General features: G+C 61.6%; 28 protein-coding genes. 17 read left to right on the forward strand and 11 right to left on the reverse strand.

What is annotated here, in order from left to right; all coding sequences use genetic code 11:
- Window positions 1-90 precede the first annotated feature (90 nt).
- On the forward strand, window positions 91-279 hold the full coding sequence (locus NCHU2750_RS11635; protein WP_119943265.1) for a DUF1059 domain-containing protein: 189 nt from the start codon (window positions 91-93) through the stop codon (window positions 277-279).
- Window positions 280-286: 7 nt separating this feature from the next.
- Here the strand turns inward: NCHU2750_RS11635 and NCHU2750_RS11640 are convergent, their stop codons facing one another.
- Genes NCHU2750_RS11640 through NCHU2750_RS11650 form a run of 3 tightly spaced genes read right to left on the reverse strand, consistent with a single transcriptional unit; the run spans window position 287 to window position 2816 of the window.
- Window positions 287-1549, reverse strand: a complete 1263-nt coding sequence (locus NCHU2750_RS11640) for a CCA tRNA nucleotidyltransferase (protein ID WP_119940643.1) — start codon at window positions 1547-1549, stop codon at window positions 287-289.
- The gene (locus NCHU2750_RS11645) at window positions 1546-2196 is read right to left on the reverse strand and encodes a CoA pyrophosphatase (protein WP_119940644.1); all 651 of its coding nucleotides are present in this window, start codon (window positions 2194-2196) and stop codon (window positions 1546-1548) included. Before NCHU2750_RS11645 ends, NCHU2750_RS11640 begins: the two co-directional genes overlap by 4 nt.
- Entirely contained in the window at window positions 2193-2816 is a 624-nt protein-coding gene (locus NCHU2750_RS11650; RefSeq protein ID WP_119940645.1) for a DUF1285 domain-containing protein, read from the reverse strand. Before NCHU2750_RS11650 ends, NCHU2750_RS11645 begins: the two co-directional genes overlap by 4 nt.
- Window positions 2817-3011: 195 nt before the next feature.
- Between NCHU2750_RS11650 and NCHU2750_RS11655 the strand changes: the two genes are divergently transcribed.
- The 6 genes from NCHU2750_RS11655 to NCHU2750_RS11680 are packed head-to-tail and all read left to right on the forward strand — an operon-like array spanning window position 3012 to window position 10802.
- Window positions 3012-4025 (forward strand): AAA family ATPase, encoded by a 1014-nt coding sequence (locus NCHU2750_RS11655; protein WP_119940646.1) that lies wholly within the window; start codon window positions 3012-3014, stop codon window positions 4023-4025.
- 36 nt (window positions 4026-4061) lie between these two features.
- Complete coding sequence (locus tag NCHU2750_RS11660) at window positions 4062-4991, forward strand: DUF58 domain-containing protein (RefSeq protein WP_119940647.1); 930 nt, start codon at window positions 4062-4064, stop codon at window positions 4989-4991.
- Window positions 4988-7843 carry a DUF4159 domain-containing protein gene (locus tag NCHU2750_RS11665; RefSeq protein WP_119940648.1) on the forward strand — a complete coding sequence of 952 codons (2856 nt, stop codon included), beginning with the start codon at window positions 4988-4990 and terminating at the stop codon, window positions 7841-7843. Before NCHU2750_RS11660 ends, NCHU2750_RS11665 begins: the two co-directional genes overlap by 4 nt.
- A 12-nt stretch (window positions 7844-7855) precedes the next feature.
- The gene (locus NCHU2750_RS11670) at window positions 7856-9928 is read left to right on the forward strand and encodes a hypothetical protein (RefSeq protein ID WP_119940649.1); all 2073 of its coding nucleotides are present in this window, start codon (window positions 7856-7858) and stop codon (window positions 9926-9928) included.
- Window positions 9928-10347: a GNAT family N-acetyltransferase gene (locus tag NCHU2750_RS11675; protein ID WP_162939591.1), complete on the forward strand. Its 420-nt coding sequence runs from the start codon at window positions 9928-9930 to the stop codon at window positions 10345-10347. The genes NCHU2750_RS11670 and NCHU2750_RS11675 overlap by 1 nt, the downstream gene beginning before the upstream one ends.
- A 35-nt stretch (window positions 10348-10382) precedes the next feature.
- Window positions 10383-10802: a GNAT family N-acetyltransferase gene (locus NCHU2750_RS11680; protein ID WP_119940650.1), complete on the forward strand. Its 420-nt coding sequence runs from the start codon at window positions 10383-10385 to the stop codon at window positions 10800-10802.
- A 30-nt stretch (window positions 10803-10832) separates the two neighbouring features.
- Here NCHU2750_RS11680 and NCHU2750_RS11685 read toward each other — a convergent pair whose 3' ends face one another.
- Window positions 10833-11375 carry a GNAT family N-acetyltransferase gene (locus NCHU2750_RS11685; protein ID WP_119940651.1) on the reverse strand — a complete coding sequence of 181 codons (543 nt, stop codon included), beginning with the start codon at window positions 11373-11375 and terminating at the stop codon, window positions 10833-10835.
- Between the two features lie 258 nt (window positions 11376-11633).
- On the opposite strand from NCHU2750_RS11685, the gene NCHU2750_RS11690 reads away from it, so the two are divergent.
- Both NCHU2750_RS11690 and NCHU2750_RS11695 read left to right on the forward strand, forming a co-directional pair.
- Complete coding sequence (locus tag NCHU2750_RS11690) at window positions 11634-12617, forward strand: glutathione S-transferase family protein (protein WP_119940652.1); 984 nt, start codon at window positions 11634-11636, stop codon at window positions 12615-12617.
- A 127-nt stretch (window positions 12618-12744) separates the two neighbouring features.
- Entirely contained in the window at window positions 12745-13194 is a 450-nt protein-coding gene (locus NCHU2750_RS11695; protein WP_119940653.1) for a hypothetical protein, read from the forward strand.
- Between the two features lie 71 nt (window positions 13195-13265).
- Here the strand turns inward: NCHU2750_RS11695 and NCHU2750_RS11700 are convergent, their stop codons facing one another.
- Both NCHU2750_RS11700 and NCHU2750_RS11705 read right to left on the reverse strand, forming a co-directional pair.
- On the reverse strand, window positions 13266-13688 hold the full coding sequence (locus NCHU2750_RS11700; RefSeq protein WP_119940654.1) for a low affinity iron permease family protein: 423 nt from the start codon (window positions 13686-13688) through the stop codon (window positions 13266-13268).
- Between the two features lie 73 nt (window positions 13689-13761).
- The gene (locus tag NCHU2750_RS11705) at window positions 13762-14250 is read right to left on the reverse strand and encodes an NUDIX domain-containing protein (protein ID WP_119940655.1); all 489 of its coding nucleotides are present in this window, start codon (window positions 14248-14250) and stop codon (window positions 13762-13764) included.
- Between the two features lie 65 nt (window positions 14251-14315).
- On the opposite strand from NCHU2750_RS11705, the gene NCHU2750_RS11710 reads away from it, so the two are divergent.
- From NCHU2750_RS11710 to NCHU2750_RS11725, 4 genes are all read left to right on the forward strand, one after another.
- On the forward strand, window positions 14316-15275 hold the full coding sequence (locus NCHU2750_RS11710; protein ID WP_119940656.1) for a metallophosphoesterase family protein: 960 nt from the start codon (window positions 14316-14318) through the stop codon (window positions 15273-15275).
- 165 nt (window positions 15276-15440) lie between these two features.
- Entirely contained in the window at window positions 15441-15854 is a 414-nt protein-coding gene (locus NCHU2750_RS11715) for a sigma factor-like helix-turn-helix DNA-binding protein (RefSeq protein WP_162939592.1), read from the forward strand.
- Between the two features lie 3 nt (window positions 15855-15857).
- Window positions 15858-16703, forward strand: a complete 846-nt coding sequence (locus NCHU2750_RS11720) for an anti-sigma factor family protein (RefSeq protein ID WP_119940658.1) — start codon at window positions 15858-15860, stop codon at window positions 16701-16703.
- 12 nt (window positions 16704-16715) lie between these two features.
- Window positions 16716-17465, forward strand: coding sequence for a YkgJ family cysteine cluster protein (locus tag NCHU2750_RS11725; protein WP_119940659.1), 750 nt, complete (start codon window positions 16716-16718; stop codon window positions 17463-17465).
- 136 nt (window positions 17466-17601) lie between these two features.
- On the opposite strand, the gene leuA is transcribed toward NCHU2750_RS11725, so the two are convergent.
- The 5 genes from leuA to NCHU2750_RS31160 form a co-directional block, all read right to left on the reverse strand.
- Window positions 17602-19326: a 2-isopropylmalate synthase gene (gene leuA, locus NCHU2750_RS11730; RefSeq protein ID WP_119940660.1), complete on the reverse strand. Its 1725-nt coding sequence runs from the start codon at window positions 19324-19326 to the stop codon at window positions 17602-17604.
- 359 nt (window positions 19327-19685) lie between these two features.
- The gene (locus tag NCHU2750_RS11740) at window positions 19686-20867 is read right to left on the reverse strand and encodes a benzoate/H(+) symporter BenE family transporter (RefSeq protein WP_119940662.1); all 1182 of its coding nucleotides are present in this window, start codon (window positions 20865-20867) and stop codon (window positions 19686-19688) included.
- A 172-nt stretch (window positions 20868-21039) separates the two neighbouring features.
- Window positions 21040-22485 (reverse strand): endo-1,3-1,4-beta-glycanase EglC, encoded by a 1446-nt coding sequence (gene eglC, locus NCHU2750_RS11745; protein ID WP_119940663.1) that lies wholly within the window; start codon window positions 22483-22485, stop codon window positions 21040-21042.
- A 355-nt stretch (window positions 22486-22840) separates the two neighbouring features.
- Window positions 22841-23725 carry a class I SAM-dependent methyltransferase gene (locus NCHU2750_RS11750; RefSeq protein WP_119940664.1) on the reverse strand — a complete coding sequence of 295 codons (885 nt, stop codon included), beginning with the start codon at window positions 23723-23725 and terminating at the stop codon, window positions 22841-22843.
- 153 nt (window positions 23726-23878) lie between these two features.
- Entirely contained in the window at window positions 23879-24013 is a 135-nt protein-coding gene (locus tag NCHU2750_RS31160; protein WP_256377685.1) for a hypothetical protein, read from the reverse strand.
- Window positions 24014-24081: 68 nt separating this feature from the next.
- Here NCHU2750_RS31160 and NCHU2750_RS30485 point away from each other — a divergent pair, with 68 nt between their 5' ends.
- The 4 genes from NCHU2750_RS30485 to NCHU2750_RS11760 all read left to right on the forward strand — a co-directional run bounded on the left by NCHU2750_RS30485 (window position 24082) and on the right by NCHU2750_RS11760 (window position 26423).
- Window positions 24082-24405: a hypothetical protein gene (locus NCHU2750_RS30485; RefSeq protein WP_162939593.1), complete on the forward strand. Its 324-nt coding sequence runs from the start codon at window positions 24082-24084 to the stop codon at window positions 24403-24405.
- Window positions 24406-24454: 49 nt separating this feature from the next.
- Window positions 24455-25831 carry a DUF6538 domain-containing protein gene (locus NCHU2750_RS11755; RefSeq protein WP_162939594.1) on the forward strand — a complete coding sequence of 459 codons (1377 nt, stop codon included), beginning with the start codon at window positions 24455-24457 and terminating at the stop codon, window positions 25829-25831.
- 93 nt (window positions 25832-25924) lie between these two features.
- Window positions 25925-26098: a hypothetical protein gene (locus tag NCHU2750_RS30490; RefSeq protein WP_162939595.1), complete on the forward strand. Its 174-nt coding sequence runs from the start codon at window positions 25925-25927 to the stop codon at window positions 26096-26098.
- 16 nt (window positions 26099-26114) lie between these two features.
- Window positions 26115-26423 (forward strand): hypothetical protein, encoded by a 309-nt coding sequence (locus NCHU2750_RS11760; protein WP_162939596.1) that lies wholly within the window; start codon window positions 26115-26117, stop codon window positions 26421-26423.
- Window positions 26424-26501: the final 78 nt, after the last annotated feature.

Raw genomic sequence — 26501 nt, forward strand, 5'->3', positions numbered from 1 at the left:
GCCGTCGGATCGCCAAGCCCATACGGAACGATCCTCCCTCTCCTCCGTTCGGAAGGTACGGCACCGCGCCGTGAAAGGGAGGAAAACATCATGCGACTATTCGAATGCGGCAGTCTCGTACCCGGCTGCCAATGGCACACACGTGCCGAAGACGATGCCGAAGTCACGCGCCGTGCCGTCGAGCATATGCGCCGCGATCACGGTGAGCAGATCATTCGCGAAAATATGGTCGAAAACATCAAGGCGCGCATCCGCAACGAGGAGAATGCTGCGGCCTGATGGCCGGCTATTCCCCGCTGCCGACCATATCGGCCAGCCGGGCGGCCAGTTCGGGCCGCTCGGGCAGGAAATTGCGACCGATCCAGAATTCTTCGAGCTGCTTGAGAATGTCGCCGACCCGTTTTCCCGCCGGCACGCCGGCCGAGATCACGTCCTGGCCAGAGAGCGGAAAGACCGGCTTCTGATATTTGTCCGCAGCCGCCAGCAATTGGAAAAGCCGCGCGCTGCGGCGCATGGCCAGCGGATCGCCCTCAGCCGCAGCCCGCGCCGAAGACAAAGCGAGCTTCAGGCGAAAGACCATCCCCTCGCGGCCATGCCGATAGAGCAACCGCGCAAACCCGACATCGGTCACCTCGTCCGGCGGCACCGGCGTTGCAGCCGATTGCGCAAGTCTCAGCGCATCGGCATTCGATAGTCTCAGTCGCTTCGACAGCGCCTCCAGTCGCTCGACATCCGGTGGCACGATGGCCGCAAGTCTCAAAAGCGGATCGGCCTTCCAGCCGAGTGCCGCCTCGGCCGCGACAAGCCCGTGAATGGCGTCGATGCCCCATTTCTCCGTTTCCGGCAGGATCGCGGCAAGCACACCCGCCTGCCGCATCCACAAAAGCGCCCGCGACGGGTCAGGCGCGGAGAAGAGCTTCTTCGTCTCCGACCAGACGCGCTCGGCCGAAAGGCTGGAAAGCCTGTCCTTGGCCCTCGCACAGGCTCTCAACCCATCCGCATCCGGCCGACCGGAGCCGTAATAGGCAAAGAAGCGAAAGAAGCGCAGGATGCGCAGGTGATCCTCGGCAATCCGCTGGCTCGCATCGCCGATGAACCGCACGGTGTGCGTCTCGATATCCTTCAGGCCCTCGATGAGATCGATCACCTCGCCCGCCGCATCGGCATAGAGCGCGTTGATCGTCAGGTCGCGGCGCTCCGCATCCGCCTTCCAGTCGGTGCCGAACTCCACCACCGCATGCCGCCCGTTGGTCTCGATATCGCGGCGAAGCGTCGTCACCTCGAAGCCCCGGCCATCGACGACCAGCGTCACCGTTCCGTGCTCGATGCCGGTCGGCACCGCCTTGATGCCGGAAGCCTTGGCCCGCTCGACGACGATATCCGGCCGAAGCGTCGTGGCAATATCGACATCGGCGACGGCAAGCCCCATCAGCGCGTTGCGCACGGCACCGCCCGCCACGCGCCCCTCGCCGCCATCGGCATTGAGAAGCGCCATCACGCGCTTGAGGGCCTTGTCCTGAAACCAGGTCTCGCCGGCGACGGAAGTCATGCATAAAGCCTTTCATAGAGGGTGCGCAGAATGCCCGCGGTAATCCCCCAGATATTGCGATTCTCGTAGGGCATCAGGTAGAAATGCCGTTGCGTGCCGTTGAAGTCACGGCTGCCCCGCTGATGGTTTGCTTCGTTCATCAGGAACGACAGCGGCACCTCGAACACGTCATCCACTTCGCTCGGATTGAGCGTCAGGTCGAAGCCGCGCTTGACCACCGAAAGCACCGGCGTGATGCGAAACCCCGTCATCGCATAGTATTGCGGCAACCGGGCCAGCGGCTCGACAAAGCGCGGATCGAGCCCGATTTCCTCGCGCGCCTCGCGCAGGGCCGCCTGTTCCGGCGAACCGTCTTCCGCGTCGACGGCACCGCCCGGGAAGGCGATCTGGCCGGAATGTTTCCGAAGCGTCGCGGTGCGCTGGGTGAGGATGATCTTCGCCTCGTCGCCATCGTCGACCACCGGCACCAGAACAGCCGCATCCCTGAGTTTGAGGTCGCGCGCCACATCGACGAATTGCGGATTGAGCAGATGATCGCCATGGTCGCGCCAGGCGGTTTCCAGCGGCCCGCCGCTCTGGTTGAGCGCACGAAGCCGAAATCCGTCGGCCGAAAAGGGGAGAGGTTCATTCACCGCAGCATCGCTCATGATGAAAGCCGCTCCAACTCGTCTGCCGGCATGATCGGAAAGATCTGGGACCCGGAGCGCACCGCAAACATGTCGACGCCGTCGATCTCGACCGTCTCGCCGCGTTCGACGAGATCATACATGACAGGCCGCGACACCAGCGCCTCGAGCCGGCCACGCACCAGAAGATAGGGCTTCAACTGCCCCTCCTCTCCCTTGGTCTCGAACCGCAGCGGATGGTCATGGTCGATCTCCACCACGTCGCCGACATTGGTGCGGAAGGTAAGGACCGGATGCGCGCCACGCTCGACCACCTGCATTTCGACGGCCAGGAATGGCGCGTCGGCGACGCGGATGCCGACTTTTTCCACAGGCGTGACGAGATAGGTCTTCCCGTCCTCGTCGCGGCGCAGAACGGTGGAAAACAACCGCACCAGCGGCGCCCGCCCGATCGGCGTTCCCATGTAGAACCAAGTACCGTCGGCAGCGATTTCCATGTCGAGATCGCCGCAGAAGGGCGGATTCCAGCGTTCGACGGGCGGCAACCCACGGTTTGCACCGCCCGACTGCTCGGCGGCGCGCGAAATCATCGCGGCAAGGCCGGCGGCGTCGGGCGCCGAATTTATCGTCTCTGCTGCCATCTTTCAGTCCCGGTTCGAAATTAATCGTTGACCGTCGCGATCTTTCCTCACGAGATAGTCATTCGAGACGAGCTTGTCAGCCTCATTTCGGGTAATAGTTTCTGGGGCTAATGTACTTGCTGCACTGCAACGAGTCGTGACAAGGCATGATGCCGTAAGGCTTGTCGCCTATCGACCTTGATCATGGAGAACGACATGGGCGTGATGAATCCAACCGAGGCCGTTCTTGACGAGAAGGCAATCGTCGCCGCCGCCGAAAAGGCGCTGAGCGACATCGCGGCAATCCGCGAAGAAGTTGCAAAAGTCATCTTCGGCCAGGAAAAGGTCGTCGAGAACACCCTTCTCGCCGTACTGTCGGGCGGTCATGCGCTGCTGGTCGGGGTTCCCGGCCTTGCCAAGACCAAGCTCGTCACCACGCTCGGCACCGTGCTTGGCCTCGATTCCAACCGTATCCAGTTCACCCCCGACCTGATGCCGTCCGACATTCTCGGCACCGAGGTCATGGATACCGACGAGACGGGCCGCCGCTCCTTCCGCTTCGTCAAGGGACCGATCTTCGCGCAGCTTCTGATGGCCGACGAAATCAACCGCGCCTCGCCGCGAACCCAGTCGGCGCTGCTGCAATCCATGCAGGAATATCACATCACGGTCGCCGGCCAGCGCTATGACCTGCCGGCCCCTTTCCATGTTCTCGCCACCCAGAACCCGCTGGAACAGGAAGGCACCTATCCGCTTCCCGAAGCCCAGCTCGACCGCTTCCTGCTGCAGGTCGATGTTCTTTACCCCGATCTCGCCGCCGAACGGCAGATCCTGCTCGGCACGACGGGTCTGGCGGAAGCAAAGCCGCGCGGCGTCATCGACAGCGCCCGGCTGCAGGAAATCCAGATGCTGATCCGCCAGATGCCGGTCTCCGACAAGGTGGTCGATGCCATCCTGTCGCTCGTCCGCTCCGCCCGTCCCGGCCATGGCAATGCCGATACCGACCGGCATGTCGCCTGGGGTCCGGGCCCGCGCGCCGGCCAGTCGCTGATGCTGACGGCCCGTGCCCGCGCGCTCTACGAAGGCCGGCTCGCACCGTCGCTCGACGACGTCTATGCGCTGGCCGAGCCGGTGCTCGAACACCGCATGGCGCTCAATTTCGCCGCCCGCGCCGAAGGCATGTCGGTGCGCGACGTGATCGCCGGACTGGTAAAGCAGGCCCGCGGATAATCATCGCGGCAGGAATGGCCTCAGAAAGGACAATGCGTGGCATCAATCGGCCAGATCGTCGAGCAGACACCCGGCAGCGAAGTCCTCTCCCGCGCCCAGGCGCGTGCTGCCCTCGTGCCCGACTGCATGGTAGAAGCCAGGCGCATCGCCAATACCGTGATTGCCGGCTGGCATGGCCGGCGCAAGCGCGGCATGGGCGAGAATTTCTGGCAGTTCCGCCCCTATGCCGAAGGTGAAAGCCTGTCGCGCATCGACTGGCGCCGCTCCGCCCGCGACGACCATACCTATGTCCGCGACCGCGAATGGGAAGCGGCCCACACGATCTGGCTCTGGGCCGACATGTCTCCGTCGATGATGTACAAGTCGACCTTCGCCATGGTGTCGAAGGAAAGCCGCGCGCTCGTCATCATGCTGGCGCTGGCCGAAATCCTTGCCCGCTCCGGTGAGCGCATCGGCTGCCCCGGCATCATGGAGCCGGTCTCGGCCCGCAATGCCGCCGAACGGCTGGCAACCGCCATCATGCACGCGCCGGCCACCACCGGCCTGCCGGACACGGCGATGATCCGCGGCCAGAGCGACATCGTGCTGATCGGCGATTTTCTCGATGATGCCGACAGCGTCATGGCCCGCATCTCGCCGCTCGGTCGTCGTGGCCTGCGCGGCCATGTGGTCGAGGTCGCAGATCCCGCCGAAGAGACCTTTCCCTATACCGGCCGCACCGAATTCATCGATCCCGAGACCGGCGAGAAGCTAACATCCGGACGCGCCGAGACGATCCGCGACGATTATCAGCGCGCCTACCTCGCCCGCCGCGAGGCGCTCGGCGAGGGCCTGCGCCGTCTCGGCTGGAGCTTCGTCTTCCACCGCACCGACCATCTGGCATCCGAAGCGCTGGTTGCCGTCCATAGCCATCTCTCGGGCATGCCCACCGCCATCCCTGCCGCCGTTCCGGGGGGCCGCCTATGAGCGCCCTCGCCTTCGCCAATCCCTTCATTCTCGTCGGACTTATGTCGCTGCCGGTCATCTGGTGGCTGCTGCGCCTCACTCCGCCACGCCCAAAGGCCGAGGTCTTTCCGCCGCTGCGGATCCTGGCAACGGTACTGAAGCGCGAAGAGACGCCCGCGCAGAGCCCCTGGTGGCTGACGCTGCTGCGCATGTTGCTTGCCGCAGCCGTCATTCTCGCGATCGCCGATCCCGTCCTCAATCCGCGCGCCAGTTCGCTCGGCTCGGGCGGGCCGCTAGCCCTGATCATCGACAACGGCTGGTCGAGCGCCACCGACTGGGACCGCCGCGTCCAGACCGCCGACATGCTGATCGACGAGGCCGAGAGCGCCGACATTCCCGTCTCGCTGACCTTCACCGCCGATGCCGACAACGAACCGTCCTCGGGCACGGCCGCCGCCGCCCGCGACAAGCTCAAGGCCACAGCACCGAAGCCGCTCGTACCCGACCGCCTGCGCGCCATCCGCGCACTTGGCGAAGCGCTGAACGGCAACAGGCCCGGCACGGTCGCGATGATCTCGGACGGCGTTGCCGCCCCCGGCGACGCGAACGCCATGGCGGCACTTGCAGCCCTGTCACCCGCCGATATCCGCCTCTATCAGGGTGACGGCCATGGCGCGATCGCGGTCACCGGCGCCACCAACAATTCCACCTCGATGTCAGTGACGGCAACCCGACTCGACACGACCTCGCCGCTGCGGCTGACGGTCAATGCACTCGACCAGCAGGGCCGCTCGCTCGCCTCCGGCACCGCCGATTTTGCCGCGGGCGCCGGCACTGCCACGGCCGAGATCACCGCCCCGTTCGAGCTGCGCAACGATTTTGCAAGACTGAGCGTCGATGGCCTCGCCACCGCCGGCACCACCCACCTGCTTGACGACGGCTTCAAGCGCCGTCGCGTCGCATTGATCTCAGGCGACAGCGGCAGCGATTTCCAGCCGCTCCTGCAGCCGCTCTATTATATCGACCGGGCGCTGTCGCCTTATGCCGACGTCATCCAGCCGAATACCGCAAACCTTGCCGTGTCGATCCCGCAGATCCTGGAGAACAATCCCTCGGCGATCATCATGGCCGATGTCGGCCGCCTGCCGGCCGAAACCTATGAGCCGCTGCAAAAATGGATCGATCGCGGCGGCATGCTGATCCGCTTTGCCGGACCGCGACTGGCGGCAGCCCCCGCCGACGATCCGCTGGTGCCGGTGAGATTGCGCCAGGGCGAACGCGCGCTCGGTGGCGCCATGTCCTGGTCGGAACCGCAACAGCTCGCCGATTTCCCCAAATTCGGCCCCTTTGCCGGCATGCCACGCGCCACCGACATCACCGTGACCCGCCAGGTCTTGGCCGAACCGACGCCGGATCTCGCCGAACGCACCTGGGCAAGCCTTGCCGACGGAACGCCGATCGTCACGACGCGGGAGATGGGGGCCGGCCGGCTCGTCCTCTTCCACACCAGCGCCGAGGCCACCTGGTCCAACCTGCCTTTGTCCGGCACCTTCGTCGAGATGCTGCGCCGGGTCGTCCAGCTCGCCCGCGCCGGTGGTGCGACAACTGCGTCGTCTGGATCCGAAAACGCCGCCGCGACCCTTCCCGCCTACCGCCTGCTGACGGCCGATGGGCAGCTTTCGACCCAGACCGGCGGCGTCCGGCCGGTCATGATCCGCGCCGGCGAAACGCCTTCGGCCAATTTCGATCACCCGCCGGGCCTCTACGGCACCGAGGACGGCTTTACCGCGATCAACCTCCTGCCGAAGGGGAGCGTCCTGTCGGCCTTCGATCCGTCTGCTTCAGGCAGGCCCGTCACCCGTGAAGGCCTTGCGGGTGGCGAGGCCGTGTCCCTGCGCCCCGCCCTCTTCGCAGCCGCCTTTGCCATGCTCGTCCTCGACAGCCTGATCATGCTGTTCATGAACGGTGCCTTCTCGCGTGGGCCGAAAGGCACCGGCGGCTCGAAACGCCGCTCGGGTGCAGCCGCCGCGGCGATCGCAGCCTTGGCTCTCGGCCTCCTCGCCACCCATCCGAACCCGCTTTCCGCCCAGGAAATGCCGGAGGGCGCCGGTGCCAAGCCCGGCGACGAGCAGATCCTCGAACATCTCGACACGACCCATCTCGCCTATGTTGTCACCGGCGAGCCCGATGTCGACCGCCTGTCCGAACAGGGCCTGCAGGGCCTCGGCGAATTCTTGACCTACCGCACGACGCTCGAACCCGGCGCCCCGGTCGGCGTCGATATCAGCAAGGACGAACTCTCCTTCTACCCGATCATCTACTGGCCGGTCTCCGCCACCGCCCCCATGCCATCGGACGCGGCAATCTCGCGGATCGATGCCTATATGCGCAATGGCGGCACCGTGCTGTTCGATACGCGCGATCAGTATTCCGCGCTTGGCGGCGGCGGCACCTCGCCGAACGGCCAGCGGTTGCAGCAAATCCTCGCCAATATCGACATTCCGCCGCTGGAGCCGGTGCCGCAGAACCATGTTCTGGCCCGCTCCTTCTATCTGCTGACAAACTTTCCCGGCCGCTATACCGGCAGCCCGCTCTGGGTGGAGGCAAGGCAGGACACGCGCAACAGCAATGCCAACCAGGTTTCGTCCGGCGGCGACGGCGTCTCGCCGATCATGATCACCGGCAATGATTTTGCCGGCGCCTGGGCGGTCGACGACCAGGGCAATCCGGTCCTGCCGACAGTGCCGCCGGACGACATGCAGCGCGAATATGCCTACCGCGCCGGCGTCAACATCATGATGTATATGCTGACCGGCAACTACAAGGCCGATCAGGTGCATGTCCCTGCCCTTCTCGAACGGCTCGGCCAGTAGGAAAGAGCATCGATGACGCTTGAATTCGCGCCCTTCTTCTCCTGGCCCGTCATCATCGCACTGGCGGTGCTGGCGCTCGTTCTCTGCGCGCTCGCCTTCTGGCGGCGCATGCGCGGTGCAAGCCTGCGCACGCTGGCGCTTGCCTTCCTGCTTCTGGCGCTTACCAATCCGACGCTGATGCAGGAAGACCGCCAGCCGCTGTCGACCATCGTGCCGATCGTGATCGACCGCTCGCAGAGCCAGCAGACGGCGGAACGCAGGAAGCAGACGGACGAGGCGCTTGCCGAGCTCAAAGACCGCTTTTCCCGCTATCCGAATATCGAGACCCGCATCGTCGAAGTTGCCGATGATCCCGACAGCGACACGCCCGCAACGAGGCTCTACACGGCACTTCGCTCGGCCGTCTCGGATGTGCCGCCGGCGCGCCTCGGCGCTGCGATCTTCGTCACCGACGGCCAGATCCACGACCTGCCGGGCACCAATCAGGATATCGGCTTCGACGCACCGATCCATGGCCTGATCACCGGCCATGCCGACGAATTCGATCGCCGCGTCGAGATCGTCCGTGCGCCGCGCTTCGGCATCGTCAACGAGGAGCAGGAGCTGACGCTGCGCGTCGTCGATGACGGCCGCGCGAAAAACGCCCAGGCATCGGCGCAGGTCACCGTGAAGATGAATGGCGAGCAGATCGCCACCTTCCGCGCCCGCCCCGGCACCGACACGCCCTTCTCCTTCACCGTGCCCCGCGCCGGCAACAACATCATGGAATTCTCCGTCGATGAACTGCCCGGCGAGGTGACTACCGCCAACAACCGTGCCGTCCATGTGATCGACGGCATCCGCCAGAACCTGCGCGTGCTGCTCGTCTCCGGAGAGCCGCATGCCGGCGAACGCGCATGGCGCAACCTGTTGAAATCCGACGCTTCCGTCGATCTCGTCCACTTCACCATCTTGCGCCCGCCGGAAAAGCAGGACGGCACGCCGATAAACGAACTGTCGCTGATCGCCTTCCCCACCCGCGAACTCTTCGTCGAGAAGATCAAGGATTTCGACCTGATCATCTTCGACCGCTACAAGCATCGCGGCGTGCTGCCGATCCTCTATTACGACTACATTTCCCAATATGTCGAAAATGGCGGCGCCCTGTTGATCGCCGCCGGCCCCGAACATGCCGGCGAGGATTCGATTGCCTCGACGCCGCTCGAACAGGTCCTGCCGGCAGAACCGACCGGCACGATCCACAATGCCGGTTTCTACCCGCATCTTTCGCCGATCGGCGAAAAGCATCCCGTCACCAGAGGGCTTGCCGGCTCCAACCAGACCCCGCCTGCCTGGGGCCGCTGGTTCCGCACCATCGATGTCGATCCGCCGAAGGGCGAGACCGTCATGGAAGGCGATGGCACCCGCCCGCTTCTCGTGTTGAACCGCGTCGGCCAGGGCCGTGTCGCCATGCTCCTTTCCGACCAGGGCTGGCTCTGGGCGCGCGGCTTCGAAGGCGGCGGCCCGCATGTGGATCTCTATCGCCGCATCGCCCACTGGCTGATGAAGGAACCCGAGCTTGAGGAAGAGGCGCTGACCGCCCGCGCTTCCGGCCGCACACTGGAGGCGACCCGCCAGACGATCGGCGACGATCCGGGCCCGGCAACCGTCCACTTCCCTTCCGGCAAGACCGAGACCATCCCGATGACGCCTGCCGGTCCCGGACAGTATCGCTTCGAAAAGCGCATGGACGAAGTCGGCCTGTTCCAGGTGTCGAACGGCAATTTCTCCACGCTTGTCCATGTCGGTGCCGTCGACGCGCCGGAATTCAAGGCGATGATCTCGACCGAGGAGACGCTGAAACCCTATGCCGAAAAGACCCGCGGCCTCGTTGCCCGGCTCGCCTCCGGCAGCGGTATCACGCTGCCCGACATCCTGCCGGTGCGTGGCGAGGTGCGGGTCAGCAATCCGAACCGGATGACGATCCGCATGACCGACGAGAGCGTCCTGCGCGGCGTCAACAGCCTGCCGCTGTTTGCCGGCTTCGCCGGTCTCTCGGCACTGCTCTTTGCCATCGCCGCCATGTGGTGGCGCGAGGGCCGCTGATGGATTTCTCCACCGAACTGGCCGCAGCACCGTCCAACGACGACCTCGACACCATCCTCAAGGGCCTGAGTGCCTATAACGAGAGCGAGGTCGGCCCGGCCGATCGGCTGCCGCTCTGCGTGCTGATCCGTGATGCGGACGGCAAAGTGGTCGGTGGACTGTCTGGCTATACGTCATGGGGCTGGCTGTTCACCCAGCTGCTGTTTATCCCGCAAGCGCTGCGCGGACAGGGCCTTGCCGCAAGCCTGCTCGATCAGGCGGAAACGGAAGCACGGGCCCGCGGCTGCAAGGGCGCCTGGATCGACACGTTCAATCCGCAGGCATTGAAAGCCTATCGGCGGCAGGGCTACGAGATCTTCGGCGAACTTCCCGCCTTCGTCGGCGAGCGCACCCGCACCTTTCTTAAAAAGACGCTTTAGTTTATCCGTGCAACCTCTTGGAGAGGGGAAGCAGGATGGCTGTCGAGCTGAAGATCACCGAAGGTATAGCGCCGCAGGAGGAAGACCTGATCCTACACAAGCTGCGCGCCTTCAATATCGCAGCCTTCGGCGCCAGCGATCGCCGCGAACTAGCCATCCCGCTTTATGATGAAAACGGCAAGATAAGCGGCGGGCTTGTCGGTTATACCGGTCGCGGCTGGCTCTATATTTCCATGCTCTACATCCCGGCCGATCTGCGTGGCCAGGGGCTGGCAACCCACATGATGGGCATGGCCGAGGAGGAAGCGCGAAGACGGGGCTGCATCGGTGCCTATATCGACACGATGAGCCCGCAGGCGCTGAAGCTCTACCAAAGGCTGGGTTACGCCGAAATTGGCCGCCTGGATGCACTGGCCGGCGGCCATGTCGTCACCTGGCTCGCCCGGAAATTCTGAAGGCCCGCGTGGTTGGCTGAAGTGCAGCCGTTACGGCCGCCAGGCGATCACGCCCTTCAACCCCTCATGCACACCTTCGACAAGCGGCACGACCAGAACCCGGCCCGGATCGACCGGTCCCGGAAAATCCAGCGCATTGTAGGACACCTTCTCGAAGCCGAGCGGCATGTAGTAAGGCGGATCGCCTACCAGGATGACGGCCTCCGAACCCTTCCGCTTCGCTGCCTCGATGGCGATCCGCACCAGTTCCCGGCCGATGCCCATGTTCTTGTGGGTCGGGCGCACCGCAAGCGGGCCGAGCATATGTCCCTTGACCGTGCCGGCCATCACCGGCGTCATCCTGACCGAGGCGATCGTCTCCCCGTCATCGGCGCAGATGAACGACAGCGACCGGTCATGCGGCCCCTGCTCCCGGATACGGGCTGCAGCGCGCGTATGGCGACCGGGACCGAAGGCCTCCTCGTTGATCAGCTCGACAGCGACATCATGCGATGCGTCCTCGGTCAGATAGACGAGTTCGTGCTTTGCGAAGGATTTCGAGGCGACAAGATGCAGGGATGCGGATGAGGACATGGGAAACCGAAGCCGTAGAAAAAGAGCGGACAGGACATGCGAAGTCGATGACGCCTCATGTGGCGTCTTGGTCGATCTTCAGCGTCGTCGCAGTGCCCGGACTTCGGTCATGTCGGAGGTCATCCTCGGAAAAATGTGAAAAGCCAACTAGCAGGATTTTTTTCACCCGTCCAATGCAAAAACACAGCGTTCGAAAATTTGGCCTCGCAATCGCGCGGGCGTGCCGTATCTAAGGCGAAAGCTTCAAAGGAGATCACCATGGGAAGGCTCGTCGAGGGCAAGTGGCAGGATGTCTGGTACGACACCGCAGCGACCAAGGGCCATTTCAAGCGGTCCGAATCGCAGTTCCGCAACTTCGTCACCGCCGATGGCGCGGCTGGGCCGTCGGGCAAGTCCGGCTTTGCGGCAGAAGCCGGTCGCTATCACCTCTATGTGTCCTATGCCTGCCCCTGGGCGCATCGCACGTTGATCTTCCGCAAGCTGAAGAAGCTCGAGGACCTGATCTCGGTGTCGGTCGTCGACTTCCTGATGCTGGAAAACGGCTGGGAGTTCAAAAAGCCTGAAGGCGCCACCGGCGACATGCTGTTCGGCCTCGACTATCTCTATCAGGTCTATCTCAGGGCGGACCCCGCCTATTCCGGCCGCGTCACCGTGCCGGTCCTCTGGGACAAGCAGGAGAACACCATCGTCTCCAATGAAAGCGCCGAGATCATCCGCATGATGAACAGCGCCTTTGATGGACTGACCGGCTCCACCCTCGACTTCTATCCGCAGGACCTGCGCCAGGAAATCGACGCCCTCAACGCCATCGTCTACGACCGGGTCAACAACGGCGTCTACAAGGCCGGCTTCGCCACCACGCAGGAAGCCTATGAGGAAGCCGTCGCCGCCCTATTCGAAACGCTCGACATGCTGGATGCCCGGCTGGAGAAAAGCCGCTATCTCTTCGGCGACCGGCTGACCGAGGCGGACTGGCGGCTGTTCACCACGCTTCTGCGCTTCGATCCCGTCTATGTCGGCCATTTCAAGTGCAATATCCGCCGCATCGCCGATTATCCGAACCTTTCGGGTTATCTGCGCGACCTCTACCAGCATCCAGGCATCGCCGAGACCTGCAACCTCACCCATATCAAGGGTCACTATTACCGCAGCCACAAGACCATCAACCCGACCGGCATCGTGCCCGTCGGCCCCGCGCTCGATCTCGACGCGGCGCATGGGCGTGAAGGATTGGGCGCGTGAAGGACAGCATGGCGGATGCTCAACCCGTCACAAAAGTTGCATGTTTTCGCTACTTTAGGGCATTATTGACAAGCGAGATGGGCGGTCCGATAGTCGCATCTGCAATTCCGCAAATTGGGAGGCCCCAATGAAAAACCGCACAGCAATCTTTGCTTCTCTCGCCCTTCTCGCAACTGCCGCCTACGTGACCCCTGCATCGGCGCTCACGATGAAGGAATGCAGCGTCAAGTACCAGGCCGCCAAGGCGGACGGTTCGGCCAAGGACGTCAAGTGGAACGACTACCGCGCCAAGTTCTGCGGTGCCGACGCTGCCGCTGAAGATGCCGCCGACGACAAGGCCGTTGCCGCAACGACGGACAAGGAACCGCCGAAGGCAACCACCGCAGCCCCGAAGAGCGTGGTCTTCCCGAAGGCCGTCGACAAGAAATATTCCAGCGAAACCGCCGGCAAGGCGCGCCTGAAGACCTGCGTCGACAGCTACCACCAGAACAAGGACAACGGCACGCTCGGCGACCTGAAATGGATCCAGAAGGGCGGCGGTTTCTGGAGCCTGTGCAACACCGCTCTGAAGAGCTGAGATCGCTAGACCGATCCTGAAATTGCGACCCGCCGCTGACGGTTTATGACCGGCGGCGGGTTGTTTGTCTCTCAATCCGTCCGGCCGCCATCCTTGCCCGCGGAAATCCCGTCGGCCCTGTGCCGCAGCCGGTCGGCATGTTTGCGCAGGCTTTCGCTTAAGTCCTTCAGCTCGTGCTCGTCCATATCCTCGATGCCGATGAAATTATTGGCGGCATGACTGGAGAGGATCAGCTCATCGAGCTTGGCCTGCATCGCCTCACCGCTGCGATTTTGGGAATTCTGCAGCACGAACACCATCAGGAACGTAATGATGGTCGTGCCGGTATTCACCACCAGTTGCCAGGTCTCGGAAAATCCGAAGAGCGGGCCTGTGACCGCCCAGACGACGATGAAGATCACCGCCGCTATGAATGTCGCCGGCTTGCCCGCCCATGCCGATACCGCCGATGAAAATTGTTCGAATATGCTTTTCGTCTTAGCTTTCGCTGCCATCGCAGTCACCTCCAGCAAGGTGACGACATAAACAGAATTGCCGCAAAGACGTTCCGCTGGGGCGACCGCTCCCTTACCAGTAATCCGACCGCTCCACCTCGCCGCGCAGTTCCGCAAGCCGTCTCAGCGTCGCATCGGTCACCTTGTCCGGCAGCGCATCGAATGCGAAGAAGCCGTTTTCGGCGATCTCGCGATCCGGCGGACGTGGCGCGGTCTGCTTCACGCTGACGCGGTAAAACAGCACATGATCGCGCTTGCTGGCGCGCCGGTTGAAATAGACATGGAAGAGTTCGGGCGCTTCGGTCATGACGAGATTGCCTTCCTCGCGCAGTTCCTTGGCAAGCGCCTGCAGGGCCGTCTCGCCCCGCTCCATGCCGCCGCCCGGCAGGTACCAGCCCGGAACATAGGTATGGCGCACCATGAAGACCCGCCCCTCGGCGTCGAAACAGGCAGCCCGCACCCCCATCGTCATGCCGCGGGAGAGAAAGAAGAACCGGTGCAGCAGCCACACGACCAAGCGCGTCCGCCATGTGCCGATTTCAGCTATGCCCGTGCCGCTCATCAGCCCTCCGCTCCGCTCGCGTAAATTTCATAACGAATTTCCATTTCGTGCGTTATGTCTTTGCCATGTATAAATTCGCCCATATCTCCGACATCCATCTCGGTCCGCTGCCAAACCTTAGCATCCGCGAGCTGATGTCCAAACGTATCACCGGCTTCATCAACTGGCATCGCAACCGCAGCAAGCATCTTTTCGTCAACACACTCGATCTTCTGCTGAGCGACCTCAAGAGCCATGATCCCGATCAACTGCTGATTACCGGCGATCTGGTCAATCTTGCGACGAAGATCGAAACCCGGCTGGCGCGGGAATGGCTGGATACGATCGGAAACCCCGTCGACACCACCGTCGTGCCGGGCAATCACGACGCCTATGTGCCGGGCGCCCACGACAAGTCCGTCGCCGCCTGGTATCCCTTCATCCGCAGCGACGATGCACCCGATGCATGGCCCGAAGACGATCATGTCTTCCCGACCTTTCGCCGCCGCGGGCCGATCGCCATTATCGGCTGCTCGACTTCGAATGCCACTCCGCCCTTCTCGGCTTCCGGCTTCTACAGCCCGCGACAGGCACGCGAAACGGTCAACCTTCTGAAGAAAGCGGGTGAAGAAGGCCTGTTTCGGGTCGTCCTCATCCACCATCCGCCGATCCAGGGAGCCGCCGCCTCCCACAAGAGGATGATCGGCATAAGGCGCTTCGCAGCGGCCATATCGCTCGGCGGCGCCGAACTCGTCCTGCATGGCCACACCCACCTCAACACCGTCTATTCGCTGAAGACCCATGGCGGCACGGTGCCCGTCGTCGGCATCGCCTCTGCCTCGCAGGGGCCGGGCGGCCACAAGCCGCGCGCGGCCTACAACCTCTTCAGTCTTTCGGGAGAACAGGGGGCCTGGAACCTGACCTGCGAACGCCACGGCCTCACCCAGACAGGCGACCACGTGGTGATCGACGAGACGCGACAGTTCTACGGCAAGCCACAGCCGCAAATCCCGGTGGAAGATGCCGCCAGATTTCTAGAGGCCTAGCAGAAGCTTGTTGCATAATCGCCACAATCGATTCATACCTGTTAACGTGAGGAATCTCCTCGTCGGAAAGCAAAAGGCACCCTGCGCTTAATGAACTCGACAACAGCAACAAACGATATACGTCGCGATCTTGTGACACTGTTGCCGCGCCTGCGCAGATTTGCCTTGACCTTGACCGGCGACGCAAGGACAGCCGACGCGCTCGTTGAAGAGGTCTGCGCCCGGGCCATCCAGAAACACCATATGTGGAAAGGCGACGGCCGGCTGGAAAGCTGGATCTTCAGTCTGATCCATAGCGGCTGGAGCGAGGAGCCGCGCCGACGCGGTCGCCAGGAAACCCAGCAGAAGGACAGTTCAGGCACCGCCGCAACCACAAAAGGTGCCGCGTCGTCGAAAGCCCTGCTCTGTTTGCCCGCCGGCCTGGCAACGGCCCTGCTTCTCGTCGATGTCGAAGGTTTCGATTATCCGGAAGCCGCATCGATCCTCGGCATAGCACCGGAGATGCTATCGTCGCGCCTTTGCGCCGCAAGGCTTTCACTGGCCACGCTGCCGCCCGATATCGCCGAGAAAAGGGCCTGACCGATGTCGAGCAACGACCCTTCCCTGCTTGAAAAGCGCCTGTCCGCCTTCGTCGACAGCGAGGTCAGCGATGCCGAGCGACAGGATGTCGAGGCCTTGCTCGCAAGCGATCCCAAGGCCCGCAGCCTGCATGAGGATATCAAGCGCGGCAGCCAGACCGGCAAGCGCATTTTGGACGAGATGCTGAAGGAACCCGTGCCGCTCAATCTCGTCCGTGGCATCCGCAACGCTCCCCTGCCGCGCAAGGCCGTCCGCCTTCCCGGCCCCGAGCGTTCGATGTCCGCCTTCCGTCCCTCTCTGCTGCAGACCATGTCGGTCAGCCTCATCATGCTCGTTCTCGGCGGCACTGCCGGATACATGATCGGCGCCCGCCCTCACATGTCTTCGCCGGACCTTCTGGCAAGCCCCGCATCGCAGCAGCGCGACTGGCTGGACGACATCGTCTCGCATTACCGCCTCTACAGTCGCCAGCAGAACCGCCTGACCGAGATCGGTGCAGACCATCCGGCCGATATTCTCGAATGGCTGACCACCGGCACCGGAGTGACCTTTCGCATCCCCGATCTCAGCCAGAGCCAGTTGACCTTCATCGGTGCCCGCATGATCGCGGCCGATAACACGCCGACCGGCCTGCTCTTCTATCGCCGCACGTCCGGCGACAATGACGGTGACATCATTGCGCTGAGCTTCTCCCGCGGACGCCCGGAACACGCCAAGCCCGTCGAGGACATCCGCCTCGATACTGGCCTCGTCACCTGGAGCACGCCGATTGCGACCTATGTCCTTGTCGGCCCGTCCTCGGCTGCCGATCTCGACGATATCGCGGCCAAGGCTGCCGGCCTCATCTGAGATAGCGACCTTATGACCGTTGACGACGCAAAGCATCGCGTGATCGCCGATATCGCCGAAGTCGGCGCGATGACGCGTGAAACCGCACGCCGCTACGAAAATGTCTTTTCCGGCTTCCGCAACGAACTCGACGCGGTGATCGGCGAGACGCAAACCATGGCCGAAGCCGCCCTCGCGACGATGGCCATGGTCGAGGCTGCGGCATCCGCCGTGCGCGTGAGTTACCCGCACCAGCCGAAGCTCGGCTGCCACGACGGTTGCGCCTCCTGCTGCCATCTGTTCGTCGCCATCCCGCCCGGTATCTCGACCGCGATTGCCGGGCATATCCGCGAGACCTTCGAGCCTGAGCGGCAGGATGCCCTGATTGCAAAACTGTCTGCGGCGGCTTCCGCCATTGCAGAGGTCGAAAATCCGCTCTGGGCAAGGGTCCGATGTCCCCTGCTGGATGATGCGGATCGATGCACGATCTACAGCGTCCGCCCCCTTACCTGCCGGGCCTTCACCTCCCGCAGCGAGGCAGTCTGCCGCAAGCTCGTCTTCGAAACGGATCCGAAGTCGGAGGCCGGCGTTGACCAGAACCCGGCGCATTACCGCCTGCATGTCGAGGCAACCCATGCCTTGATCGACGCCGCACGCAATCGCGGCCTTCCGAGCGGCCAGACCGGCTTTGTCGCTGCCCTGCTCGCCGAACTCTGTCCCACCGCCAACCCGGTCGAAAAAGATGGGCCGGTCGAAACAGATGGGCAAGCCCCCCCTTCTTGAGACATCAGATCCCGACGGTGAACATGAAAAGGCCCCGCACGCGATAACGCACGAGGCCTTTGTCATTTGATGCTGCAGTCGGAAAGCCCGGACACCGCAGAGATTGTCCGGGCCTTTAGCCCTTGTGGCGCCCTTGTCAGCGGCCCATTTCTTCCAGCACCCGGTTGGCGGCGGACACGATCGCATCGAGCGATGCCGTCACAATGTTGGTGTTGATGCCGGCACCGAACAGCTTGCCGCCCGGATACTGCATCTCCACATAGGCGATGGCCGAAGCGTTCGAGCCGTGCTGCAGCGAATGTTCCGAATAGTCGGCAACCGACAGTTCGATGCCGAGATAGGTGGACAAGGCGTTGATGAACCCGTCGATCGGGCCGGTTCCCTTGCCCTCGATGCGCTTGACCTCGCCGCCATCGGTAATCTCGGCGGCGACGACGCGGATCCCCTTGTGCTCGGTGCCGGCGGGATAGGTATGCTGGTCGACGAATTTCAGCCGCGCACCGGACTGCTCGACATAGCGCTCCATGAACGTCTCATGGATGCGTTTCGACGATAATTCCTTGCCTTCTTCGTCGGTGATCTTCTGGATCGCCTCGCGGAATTCCACCTGCAGGTTGCGCGGCAGGTTCAGGCCGTAATCCTGCTGCAGGATATAGGCGATGCCACCCTTGCCCGACTGCGAGTTGATGCGGATGATCGCCTCGTAGGAACGTCCCACATCCTGCGGGTCGATCGGCAGGTAAGGCACTTCCCAGACCGGATGGTTGGCAACCTTGATTGCCTTCATCCCCTTGTTGATCGCATCCTGGTGCGAGCCGGAAAACGCGGTATAGACCAGTTCGCCGACGTAAGGATGGCGCTCGGGAATGACCATCTCGTTGGAATATTCGTAGACGTCCTTGATACGCTCGATATCCGAACAATCCAGTTCAGGGTCGATGCCCTGCGTATACATGTTGAGCGCCAGGGTGACGACGTCGACATTGCCGGTGCGCTCGCCATTGCCGAACAGCGTGCCCTCGACGCGGTCCGCACCGGCCATCAGCGCCAGTTCGGTGGCGGCAATGCCCGTGCCGCGGTCGTTATGCGGATGCAGCGAGATGATGATGTTTTCGCGGTTGTCGATATTGCGGCACATCCATTCGATCTGGTCGGCATAGATGTTCGGCGTCGCCATCTCGACGGTCGACGGCAGGTTGATGATCAGCTTGTTATCCGGCGTCGGCTTCACTTCGGCGATCACCGCGTTGCAGATTTCCAGCGCCACTTCCAGCTCGGTGCCGGTAAAGCTTTCCGGAGAATACTGGAAGCGGTAGCCGCCACCGGCCTTTGCCGCCATGTCGGTGATCATCTTGGCCGCATCGACGGCGATCTGCTTGATTCCGCTGACATCCTTGCCGAACACGACACGGCGCTGCAGTTCCGAGGTGGAATTGTAGAAATGGATGATCGGCTTGTGGGCACCCTGCAGCGATTCGAAGGTGCGGGTGATCAGCTCCGGCCGGCACTGCACCAGAACCTGCAGCGACACGTCTTCCGGCACGCCACCCTCTTCCACGCACCAGCGGGCAAAGTCGAAATCGGTTTGCGAGGCCGACGGGAAGCCGATCTCGATTTCCTTGAAGCCCATGTCGAGCAGCAGCTTGAACATCCGCGCCTTGCGATCATGCCCCATCGGGTTGACCAGCGACTGGTTGCCGTCGCGCAGATCGACCGAACACCAGATCGGTGCCTTTTCGATGACCTTCGACGGCCATGTACGGTCGGGAATATTGATGGCCGGATAGGCGCGGTACTTCACGCCTGCCGACTGCATGCCCTTGGTGCTGGAGTTCTCGGCGCGGGAGTTCTTGGTGTCCATGTCTTCGTCCTTCGCTTGCCCTCCGCAGGAGCCATCTGGCTCAAGACCGTTCATCAACGGCGGTGCGACTGCGGATGCTGGACCTTGTTATGGTCCGGTTTCATGTCAGGGATTTTTTGCGAGGAGCACTTACGCCGGCGGGCTTTATCGGCCGCCGGGCGCTCCTCAACGGACCCGGCAACCGAGTGTAAGGTCGAGGCTAAGAAGCGAGAGAGGCGCGAAAACCGTCGCCCCGGCAGCGGTGCTGCGGGCGGCAAAACGGTCAAACATGATCGCGCCTGTCATGGTCATGAGCCGGTGTATAACGGCAAGAAGAAGATCGCGCAAGAACCGCTTGGCGACTTCCGGTACGCAATCGCTCACGCGCTGCGCTTCATCACCTTGGACAGGCCCATCATCACGCCACCGGCCACCAGCCCCCAGAAGGCCCCGGAAATGCCGCCGAACGTGGCGCCGGATGCCGTGACGAGAAAGGTGATCGCGGCAGCCTCGCGCGTTTCCGGCTCGCGCCACGCGGCAAACGCGGCATTGGAAAAGGCGCCGATCAGGCCGAGCCCCGCCACCGCCTGCAACAGGATCGGCGGCGCCATCGACACGAAGGCGATGATCCCGCCGGCAATCAGGCCGAGGACAGTATAGGCGGCACCGCCGACGACAGCGGCCCAGTAACGGCGCGCCGGATCGGGATGCGCATCCTCGCTGGCGCACATCGCCGCGGTAATCGCCGCAAGATTGACGGGAACGCTACCGAAAAACGCGCAGATGGCCGAAAAAATGCCCGTCGATGCGAAAAGCGGCCCCGGCGCCGGCTCATAATGATGCGCCTTGAGAATGGCGATGCCCGGAATGTTCTGGGACGCCATGGTGACGATGAACAGCGGCAGCGCCACCGACACGAAACCGTGCCAGGTGAAGGACGGCGACACCCAGATCAGACCGGGATGGATCGCTGCGCCGATTTTGCCGAACACATCATCCGGCAGATCGACGCCGAAGATCAGTACGAGGATGAAAGCGCCGAGTGCAGCGGGAACGGCCCAAAGCCGCCAGCGGGATACGACAACCATCCATGTCAGCACGATCGGCAGACCGAGCGCGGCATTGAAGGCGACCGCCTTGACCGGCGCGAGACAAAGGCCGAGCAGGATGCCCGCAAGCATGGCATTGGCGAGCGGTGCCGGGATCTTGCGGATCAACTGGCCGAGCGGCTTGAACAGTCCCGTCAGCGCAATCATCACCCCGCACAACACGAAAGCACCGACAGCGGCCGGAAAGCCGCCCTGGATAGCCCCGGTCGCGGCCAGAAGCGCGCCACCCGGTGTCGACCATGCCATCATGATGGGCATCCGGTAATAGAGCGAAAAAACCACTGCGAGGATGCTTTGCGCCAGACATACGGCAAGCAAGGCCGAGGCAATTTCCTCGGGAGCCGCCCCCATGACCTGCAGCCCCTGCATGATGACGGCAAACGAACTGATAAAACCGACGAAAGCCGTCAGCAGACCCATTGTCAGGGCTGAGGGGGAAAAATCCTTGAGCATGGGCGACCGATGAGCTTGGGGAAAAACCGAGCTCTCTCAAGATCAAAATCCACCGGCGCTTGCAAGTCCGCCGGCGCCAAAAGCGTTCGCCCGAACGTCAAGTTTGGCGCCCGTCCCCTCCGCATGCGATGCCGCCGAAAAACGGCGGCATCCCCGCATCGAAAACCTGCCCTCAGACCAGCAGATCGCCAGTATGGGTGGTGGTCGTCGAAGCGGTAGCGCTGGCAGTCTGAACGTCGTCCAGCGAATAGGCCCGGATATAGTCGATATTCATCTCCGATCCGTCTGCGACGCTGGCGCCGGGCGTCCCGGCCATGCCGCCGACGGCAAGGTCGACGATCATATACATCGGGTCATGCATGTCCGATGGCGTATCGGTCTGGGCAACCGCCACGTCGTCGAAATACCAGGTGATATGGTCCTCGTCCCATAACAGCCCGTAGGTATGGTACCCCGAAGTATCGGCCACCGAAACATTGTTGATGACCGAGGTCTGCTCGCCGGTCTCGTCGGAATGGGCCGACATGATCAGCGTGTTCGGATCCTGCCCCTTCATCTCGATCACGTCGAGTTCCGGCGGCCAGGAACCGTCCTCGGGCAATAGCCAGAAGGCCGGCCACACACCCTGGTCCTCCGGCATGTCGGCACGGATTTCGAAATAGCCGTAAGTCTGCGCAAACGATGCATGGGTGGTCAGCATGCCCGACGTATAGTCGTACCCGTTGACAGCACTCGATATCGCTTCCGGCGTCTGCTCGGCGGTGATCGTCAATATGCCGTTATTGATCGAAAACGGATTGGCCGAGGCGGTCGGGGCATATTCCGGATTGACGTACCATTGCTGCTCGCCATTGGTATCGAGCGACGCGCCCTGATCCGGCGCCCACCAGTATTTGGCCTCCCACGTACCGCTGTCACCATCGTAGAGCGACAGCGAATTGAAGTCATCGTTGAAGGTCATCGTCAGGTTGGAGCGATCGAGACTGAGTTCGAACTGGCTGGCGCTGAGATCGTCGGCCGTCGTGTTCGCCAGCACGATGCTTTCGTCATTGCCGAGATGAAGCCAGAGATTGGCGCCTTCCTGCGTCGACTGGCTGACCAGTTGATCGAAGGAGGTGACGTCATATCCGTCGAGCCGGATCTTGTCGTCGGCGCCGAAATCGGTGATCAGGTCGGTGCCATTGCCGCTGGTAAACGAGAATGTGTCTGCGCCGCCGCCGCCGATCAGCACGTCGTCCCCTGCCCCGCCATCGATCGTCTGGCTGCCGGTGCCGCCTGTGATGATATTGTCGAGCGAATTGCCGAAGGCATAGCTGCCGTCTCCGGTCACCGTCAGGTTCTCGAAATTGTCCGGCAGCGTATAGCTCATCCACGTATTGATCGTGTCGATACCGCCATCCGCATTCTCCGCGGCATGGTTGATGGACGAATAGAGGTAATAGATGTCGTCGCCGGTGCCGCCGGTCATGGTCACGTTGACCGAGCTGTCGCCCCACATGGAATCATTGCCCGACGTGCCATATTGTATCGGTCCGGACCCGGTGGCGGAAAACCAGGCCGTCGAATTGCCGCTGTAATAAAGTGCGATGCCAAGCGCATTCGAAATGGAATTCGTCATGGAAACTGCTCCTGTTAGAGTGGCTCTCCTTTAAATTCCTCCCGGCCATACCCTACAGCTCGAATCGGACAGAATTCCAATAATGCGTCGGATTTTCCCGACAACCGTCATCGACGGTTAAGCTCGCGCTAAAGCACTGGCCGCGAAACGAAAGCCGATTTTATTTGAAAACAAGGCGATAAGAGCAGTTTCGCGTTTTAAAGAGAGGCGGAGATGCTCCACAAAGGCACAGGCGGCGTCCCATATCGGAACGGCCACCCTCCGGGCGCAGTAGCGGAACAGGAAGACCCGGCCGCGGTGGGCCGGATCTCCCTTTCGCCGGGTGCCGCCGCACCGCCGGCTTCAGCCGATCACCTCAAAGCTTCCTGACGACCACTTCGAGATAGTCGCTCGGAACGACCATGGTTCCATCGTCCGCCCGGTTGAAACGGCCGATCAGCTGCTCCAGATCGCGCTCGAGATGCACCTGTCCATCCGTCGGCAAGGCGGCAAACGCCTTGTGGACCGGACCGTACCAGGTGCGGAACACTTCGATCCAGTGAGCGGCCGAGCGGTAGCGGAAAACGAAGTTCCGTTTTGTCGCCTCCACCTTGCCCTCTGCGCCGAACATCTCCTCCAGCCGCTCCGAAGTGCCCCAGAGAGACGGAGGCCGCAGACCTGCCGGTGGCGGCACATGCTGCCCGATCACCTTGAACAATTGCCCGATGAAGCCATCCGGCGTCCAGTTGGCCAGACCGATCCGTCCGCCCGGACGGCATACCCGCGCCAGTTCTGCCGCTGCCCTGTCCTGGTCCGGCGTGAACATCACCCCGAATGTCGACAGCACGACATCGAAACTGTCGGCGTCGAACGGCAGCGCCTCGGCATCGGCGGTCTGGAAGTTGACGCTGAGCCCTTCGGCATCCGCCCGGCGCCTGCCCTGTTCCAGCAGGGCCGGAACATAATCGGTCGAGGTCACCCGGCACCAGCGCCGGGCCGCCGCCAGTGTCGCATTGCCGTTGCCGGCCGCGACATCCAGAACCGTCTCGCCGGCCCTGAGATCAAGCGCCTCGCAAAGCCGCTCGCCGACGATCTGCAGGGTCGTGCCGACAACGGCATAGTTTCCCGATGCCCAGGCGCCCTGCTGGCGGGCCTTCGCCGCGGCAAGGTCGGGACCGGGCGAAAGGCCGCCCTGCGGGCCTGTGCCAGTGACCAGCTTGGTGGCCGGATTGGCAGCCGGGTTATGATGTACATTCTGCATGGTCTTTCCTCCACGTGGTGAAACGCCGGTGATCCCCTCAGATCAAGACCCTCCGAACGGCGATCCCCGGCTACGGCGCTACCATGGCCGATCGTCACCCGACCGCTCCAGTGCAGAAAATGGAGCGCTCCCGCTACAGAATATGGACCGGCTTCAGCACGTCGCGAACGAGCTGCGAACCATCCATTCGTCTATGCGGCCGGCGATCTCGCTGTCTCCCACCAGCTGGATCGCGCCGCGTTCTATCTCCGTCCTCAGACCGGAAAAACCGATCCATGCGGATGTCATGGCCTTCAGTTCGGCCGTGATGTAAAGGTCGACATCGTGTCCGGGATCGATCAGGCATAGGCTAAAACATGACCATCAAAGTAAAGCCAATTTTAGGTCATCGACCGGCGAAAAAAAGAACCAAAACCCACCATTTCCGGGCCTTCTCGCTTATCAAGCCGATGACCAAAGGGCTAAACCAAGCGTTCCGCACAGTCATTCTGCTAATAACTTATACCATGAAAGGGGGCAGATTCGTAAGTATTAAATGGCCTAAGAAAATTTGTAATGATTATGAATTCCAGAAACCTGCCACAACGGCTGATATTTGTTTCGGCAAAACGCGATATAGCTTGACGCATGAAGCTTTGACGCCTATTAGCCCGCACATATCCTTAAATTTTTACTTGTGAGCCGGGAGCGAAAGCACCCGCCGAAAACCCTTTGTGAGAAGCTATGAATATGAATATCGCGACCAAGGCGAAGCCGCCCAAATACGTGTTTCTTCGGGGAACGACGTACTATTACATCCGGAACATCGCTCCCCAACACCGCCACCGGTTTTCTGGAAAGAAGCAAATCTGGCAGACGCTAAAGACATCAGACTATGGCGATGCGATCCGTCGTGCTGATGCGATCACCCGCGAACATGACGCGGTGATGGCTGGCATCAAGCCATTCACGGCAATCTCATTCACAGAGGAAATCGCCGAAGCCGACCGACTCCAAATCACTCATATCACCGCGTCCGAACTTCGCCTTCAGTCGATCGAACGAAGCATCCAGTTGATTGCTGAACGCCTTCCTTTCACTCATCTTATGGGGGCACCTGCACCTATCACCGTGGCGGCGATTTTAGGTGAAAGCGAGAGGGACAATGACGCTCTCTCTATTGATCAGGCGTTCGAAAAATTCATGGAAATCACGCCCGACTTCCTGACCGATTTGAACGAGTATCACGGCGGGCAAAAGATCAAGAGTTGGAAGCGGACAATGGCGGACTTCAAGGCTCGCGTCGGCGACATCAACTTGACGGCGATTACCGAGACCATTGCTGATGATTACTTCCTGTCAGTCTGGAAGGACGTGCTCGATAAAGAAAAAGATTTTGGCTCTTCGCACGCCAACCGGCAAATCTCACGCGTCCGGCAAGTGATCAAGGCGGTTCTGAAGAAATTCTATCATATCAACTTCCCCTTCCTCGACGGCAAGCGCGTAAAGTTGAAGAACGATGACGCAGGTAAACGGGATGCTTTCACCGAAGCAGATGTGAAGGCGATACAAACTGCACTCGCTACGTCAGGCGTCAACGAAGAAGCAAAGGCAATCGTTCAGCTTTCGCTAATCACCGGATGCGGTCCTCAAGAACTTTGCTGGCTGACCGCCGATGATATATTCCCAGATGCTAAAATACCGTACATCAAAATTGGACCGAACGCTCTGCGGTCAGTGGTCAAGAAGGGCGGCGACAGACATCGCGATCTGCCAATAGTCACGCCAGAAGGCATCGCCATTCTGAAAAAGTTTCCAAACGGGTTTCCCCGTTTCCAAGTGGAGCGCGGTCAGGCGAAGCTGAACAAGCAACTCAGTCCATTCTTTACGAAAGTAACGCCCGGTCGTGCCCTCTATTCAGCGCGTCACCGATTTGACGATCTTGTGAAAATTGCTGGTGTCGATCTTGGGATCAAGGCAGCGCTATCCGGTCACTCCCTTGGCGGGCACCTCCATTACTACGGAAAATCCGGGAATGGCTACACCCTCAAACAGAAGAAGGAGGCGATCGAAAAGGCTCTTGCCGCTGCACCGCTTAAAGAAGAACGAGAAAATGAAATGAACTAACCAACCTCAACCGAAACTGATGACCAACGTGAGGCTCTAGCAGCCACCTTTATATTATGAAGCGTCAGAGTTTCCTTATCCAAGGAACGAACGATGACTTCTTACTCTGTTGAAACACTCATTTACGATCTGAAAGCCCGTCAGGAGTTTTTTGATGGCTATGACAAAATGATCAAGTGGGGCAAAGATAACGGGTTCGTTAAATCTGCCCTTGAACACCAGAGGAACCGCAAGCGCATTTGGGACGAAATCACGATGCTTGATTGATTGGGAGCGATTGAGAATGGATGCTGGTTCAGAATTTACCAATGGCATGGTCTTCAATGTCGATACAGCCAAAGGCTTGATCGGGAAAGCCGAAGACATCGCCAAGAAGGCGGAACAGTATGGGGATAAAGAAGCCAAAAGGCTTGTGGAATCGGCTTTGATTGACGCGCTGGAAGCGAAGGCTTCATTCAAAAGTGCTGTTGCTATCCTAACCAAACCCGACCAAGCACAAGCTTTTTATGCCCATGGACGCCAGTTGTGCCATGACGCTGAATCGAAACTCCAAAGCGCTGAAAATCGCTTCGAAAGTCAGTCAGCTAAATAGGACGTATGTTTTCTCCTGACGTGCAGGGTTCGGCGGCTTCGGCTTCCGGACCCTTTTTGGTCTCAGACGGAACCAAAT

Source organism: Neorhizobium sp. NCHU2750, assembly GCF_003597675.1.
In the GTDB taxonomy this organism is placed as follows: Bacteria; Pseudomonadota; Alphaproteobacteria; order Rhizobiales; family Rhizobiaceae; genus Neorhizobium.

Bases quoted from the DNA above. Each gene is read 5' to 3' on its own strand.
- NCHU2750_RS11755 (WP_162939594.1), top strand. From the start codon at position 24,455: ATGAATATCGCGACCAAGGCGAAGCCGCCCAAATACGTGTTTCTTCGG.
- NCHU2750_RS30490 (WP_162939595.1), top strand. From the start codon at position 25,925: ATGACTTCTTACTCTGTTGAAACACTCATTTACGATCTGAAAGCCCGT.
- NCHU2750_RS11720 (WP_119940658.1), top strand. From the start codon at position 15,858: ATGTCGAGCAACGACCCTTCCCTGCTTGAAAAGCGCCTGTCCGCCTTC.
- NCHU2750_RS11665 (WP_119940648.1), top strand. From the start codon at position 4,988: ATGAGCGCCCTCGCCTTCGCCAATCCCTTCATTCTCGTCGGACTTATG.
- NCHU2750_RS11650 (WP_119940645.1), bottom strand. From the start codon at position 2,816: ATGGCAGCAGAGACGATAAATTCGGCGCCCGACGCCGCCGGCCTTGCC.
- NCHU2750_RS11740 (WP_119940662.1), bottom strand. From the start codon at position 20,867: ATGCTCAAGGATTTTTCCCCCTCAGCCCTGACAATGGGTCTGCTGACG.
- NCHU2750_RS11750 (WP_119940664.1), bottom strand. From the start codon at position 23,725: ATGCAGAATGTACATCATAACCCGGCTGCCAATCCGGCCACCAAGCTG.
- NCHU2750_RS11675 (WP_162939591.1), top strand. From the start codon at position 9,928: ATGGATTTCTCCACCGAACTGGCCGCAGCACCGTCCAACGACGACCTC.
- NCHU2750_RS11655 (WP_119940646.1), top strand. From the start codon at position 3,012: ATGGGCGTGATGAATCCAACCGAGGCCGTTCTTGACGAGAAGGCAATC.
- NCHU2750_RS11670 (WP_119940649.1), top strand. From the start codon at position 7,856: ATGACGCTTGAATTCGCGCCCTTCTTCTCCTGGCCCGTCATCATCGCA.
- NCHU2750_RS11635 (WP_119943265.1), top strand. From the start codon at position 91: ATGCGACTATTCGAATGCGGCAGTCTCGTACCCGGCTGCCAATGGCAC.
- NCHU2750_RS30485 (WP_162939593.1), top strand. From the start codon at position 24,082: ATGACCATCAAAGTAAAGCCAATTTTAGGTCATCGACCGGCGAAAAAA.
- NCHU2750_RS11705 (WP_119940655.1), bottom strand. From the start codon at position 14,250: ATGAGCGGCACGGGCATAGCTGAAATCGGCACATGGCGGACGCGCTTG.
- leuA (WP_119940660.1), bottom strand. From the start codon at position 19,326: ATGGACACCAAGAACTCCCGCGCCGAGAACTCCAGCACCAAGGGCATG.
- NCHU2750_RS11645 (WP_119940644.1), bottom strand. From the start codon at position 2,196: ATGAGCGATGCTGCGGTGAATGAACCTCTCCCCTTTTCGGCCGACGGA.
- NCHU2750_RS11690 (WP_119940652.1), top strand. From the start codon at position 11,634: ATGGGAAGGCTCGTCGAGGGCAAGTGGCAGGATGTCTGGTACGACACC.
- NCHU2750_RS11725 (WP_119940659.1), top strand. From the start codon at position 16,716: ATGACCGTTGACGACGCAAAGCATCGCGTGATCGCCGATATCGCCGAA.
- NCHU2750_RS11695 (WP_119940653.1), top strand. From the start codon at position 12,745: ATGAAAAACCGCACAGCAATCTTTGCTTCTCTCGCCCTTCTCGCAACT.
- eglC (WP_119940663.1), bottom strand. From the start codon at position 22,485: ATGACGAATTCCATTTCGAATGCGCTTGGCATCGCACTTTATTACAGC.
- NCHU2750_RS31160 (WP_256377685.1), bottom strand. From the start codon at position 24,013: ATGACATCCGCATGGATCGGTTTTTCCGGTCTGAGGACGGAGATAGAA.
- NCHU2750_RS11710 (WP_119940656.1), top strand. From the start codon at position 14,316: ATGTATAAATTCGCCCATATCTCCGACATCCATCTCGGTCCGCTGCCA.
- NCHU2750_RS11700 (WP_119940654.1), bottom strand. From the start codon at position 13,688: ATGGCAGCGAAAGCTAAGACGAAAAGCATATTCGAACAATTTTCATCG.
- NCHU2750_RS11640 (WP_119940643.1), bottom strand. From the start codon at position 1,549: ATGACTTCCGTCGCCGGCGAGACCTGGTTTCAGGACAAGGCCCTCAAG.
- NCHU2750_RS11680 (WP_119940650.1), top strand. From the start codon at position 10,383: ATGGCTGTCGAGCTGAAGATCACCGAAGGTATAGCGCCGCAGGAGGAA.
- NCHU2750_RS11760 (WP_162939596.1), top strand. From the start codon at position 26,115: ATGGATGCTGGTTCAGAATTTACCAATGGCATGGTCTTCAATGTCGAT.
- NCHU2750_RS11685 (WP_119940651.1), bottom strand. From the start codon at position 11,375: ATGTCCTCATCCGCATCCCTGCATCTTGTCGCCTCGAAATCCTTCGCA.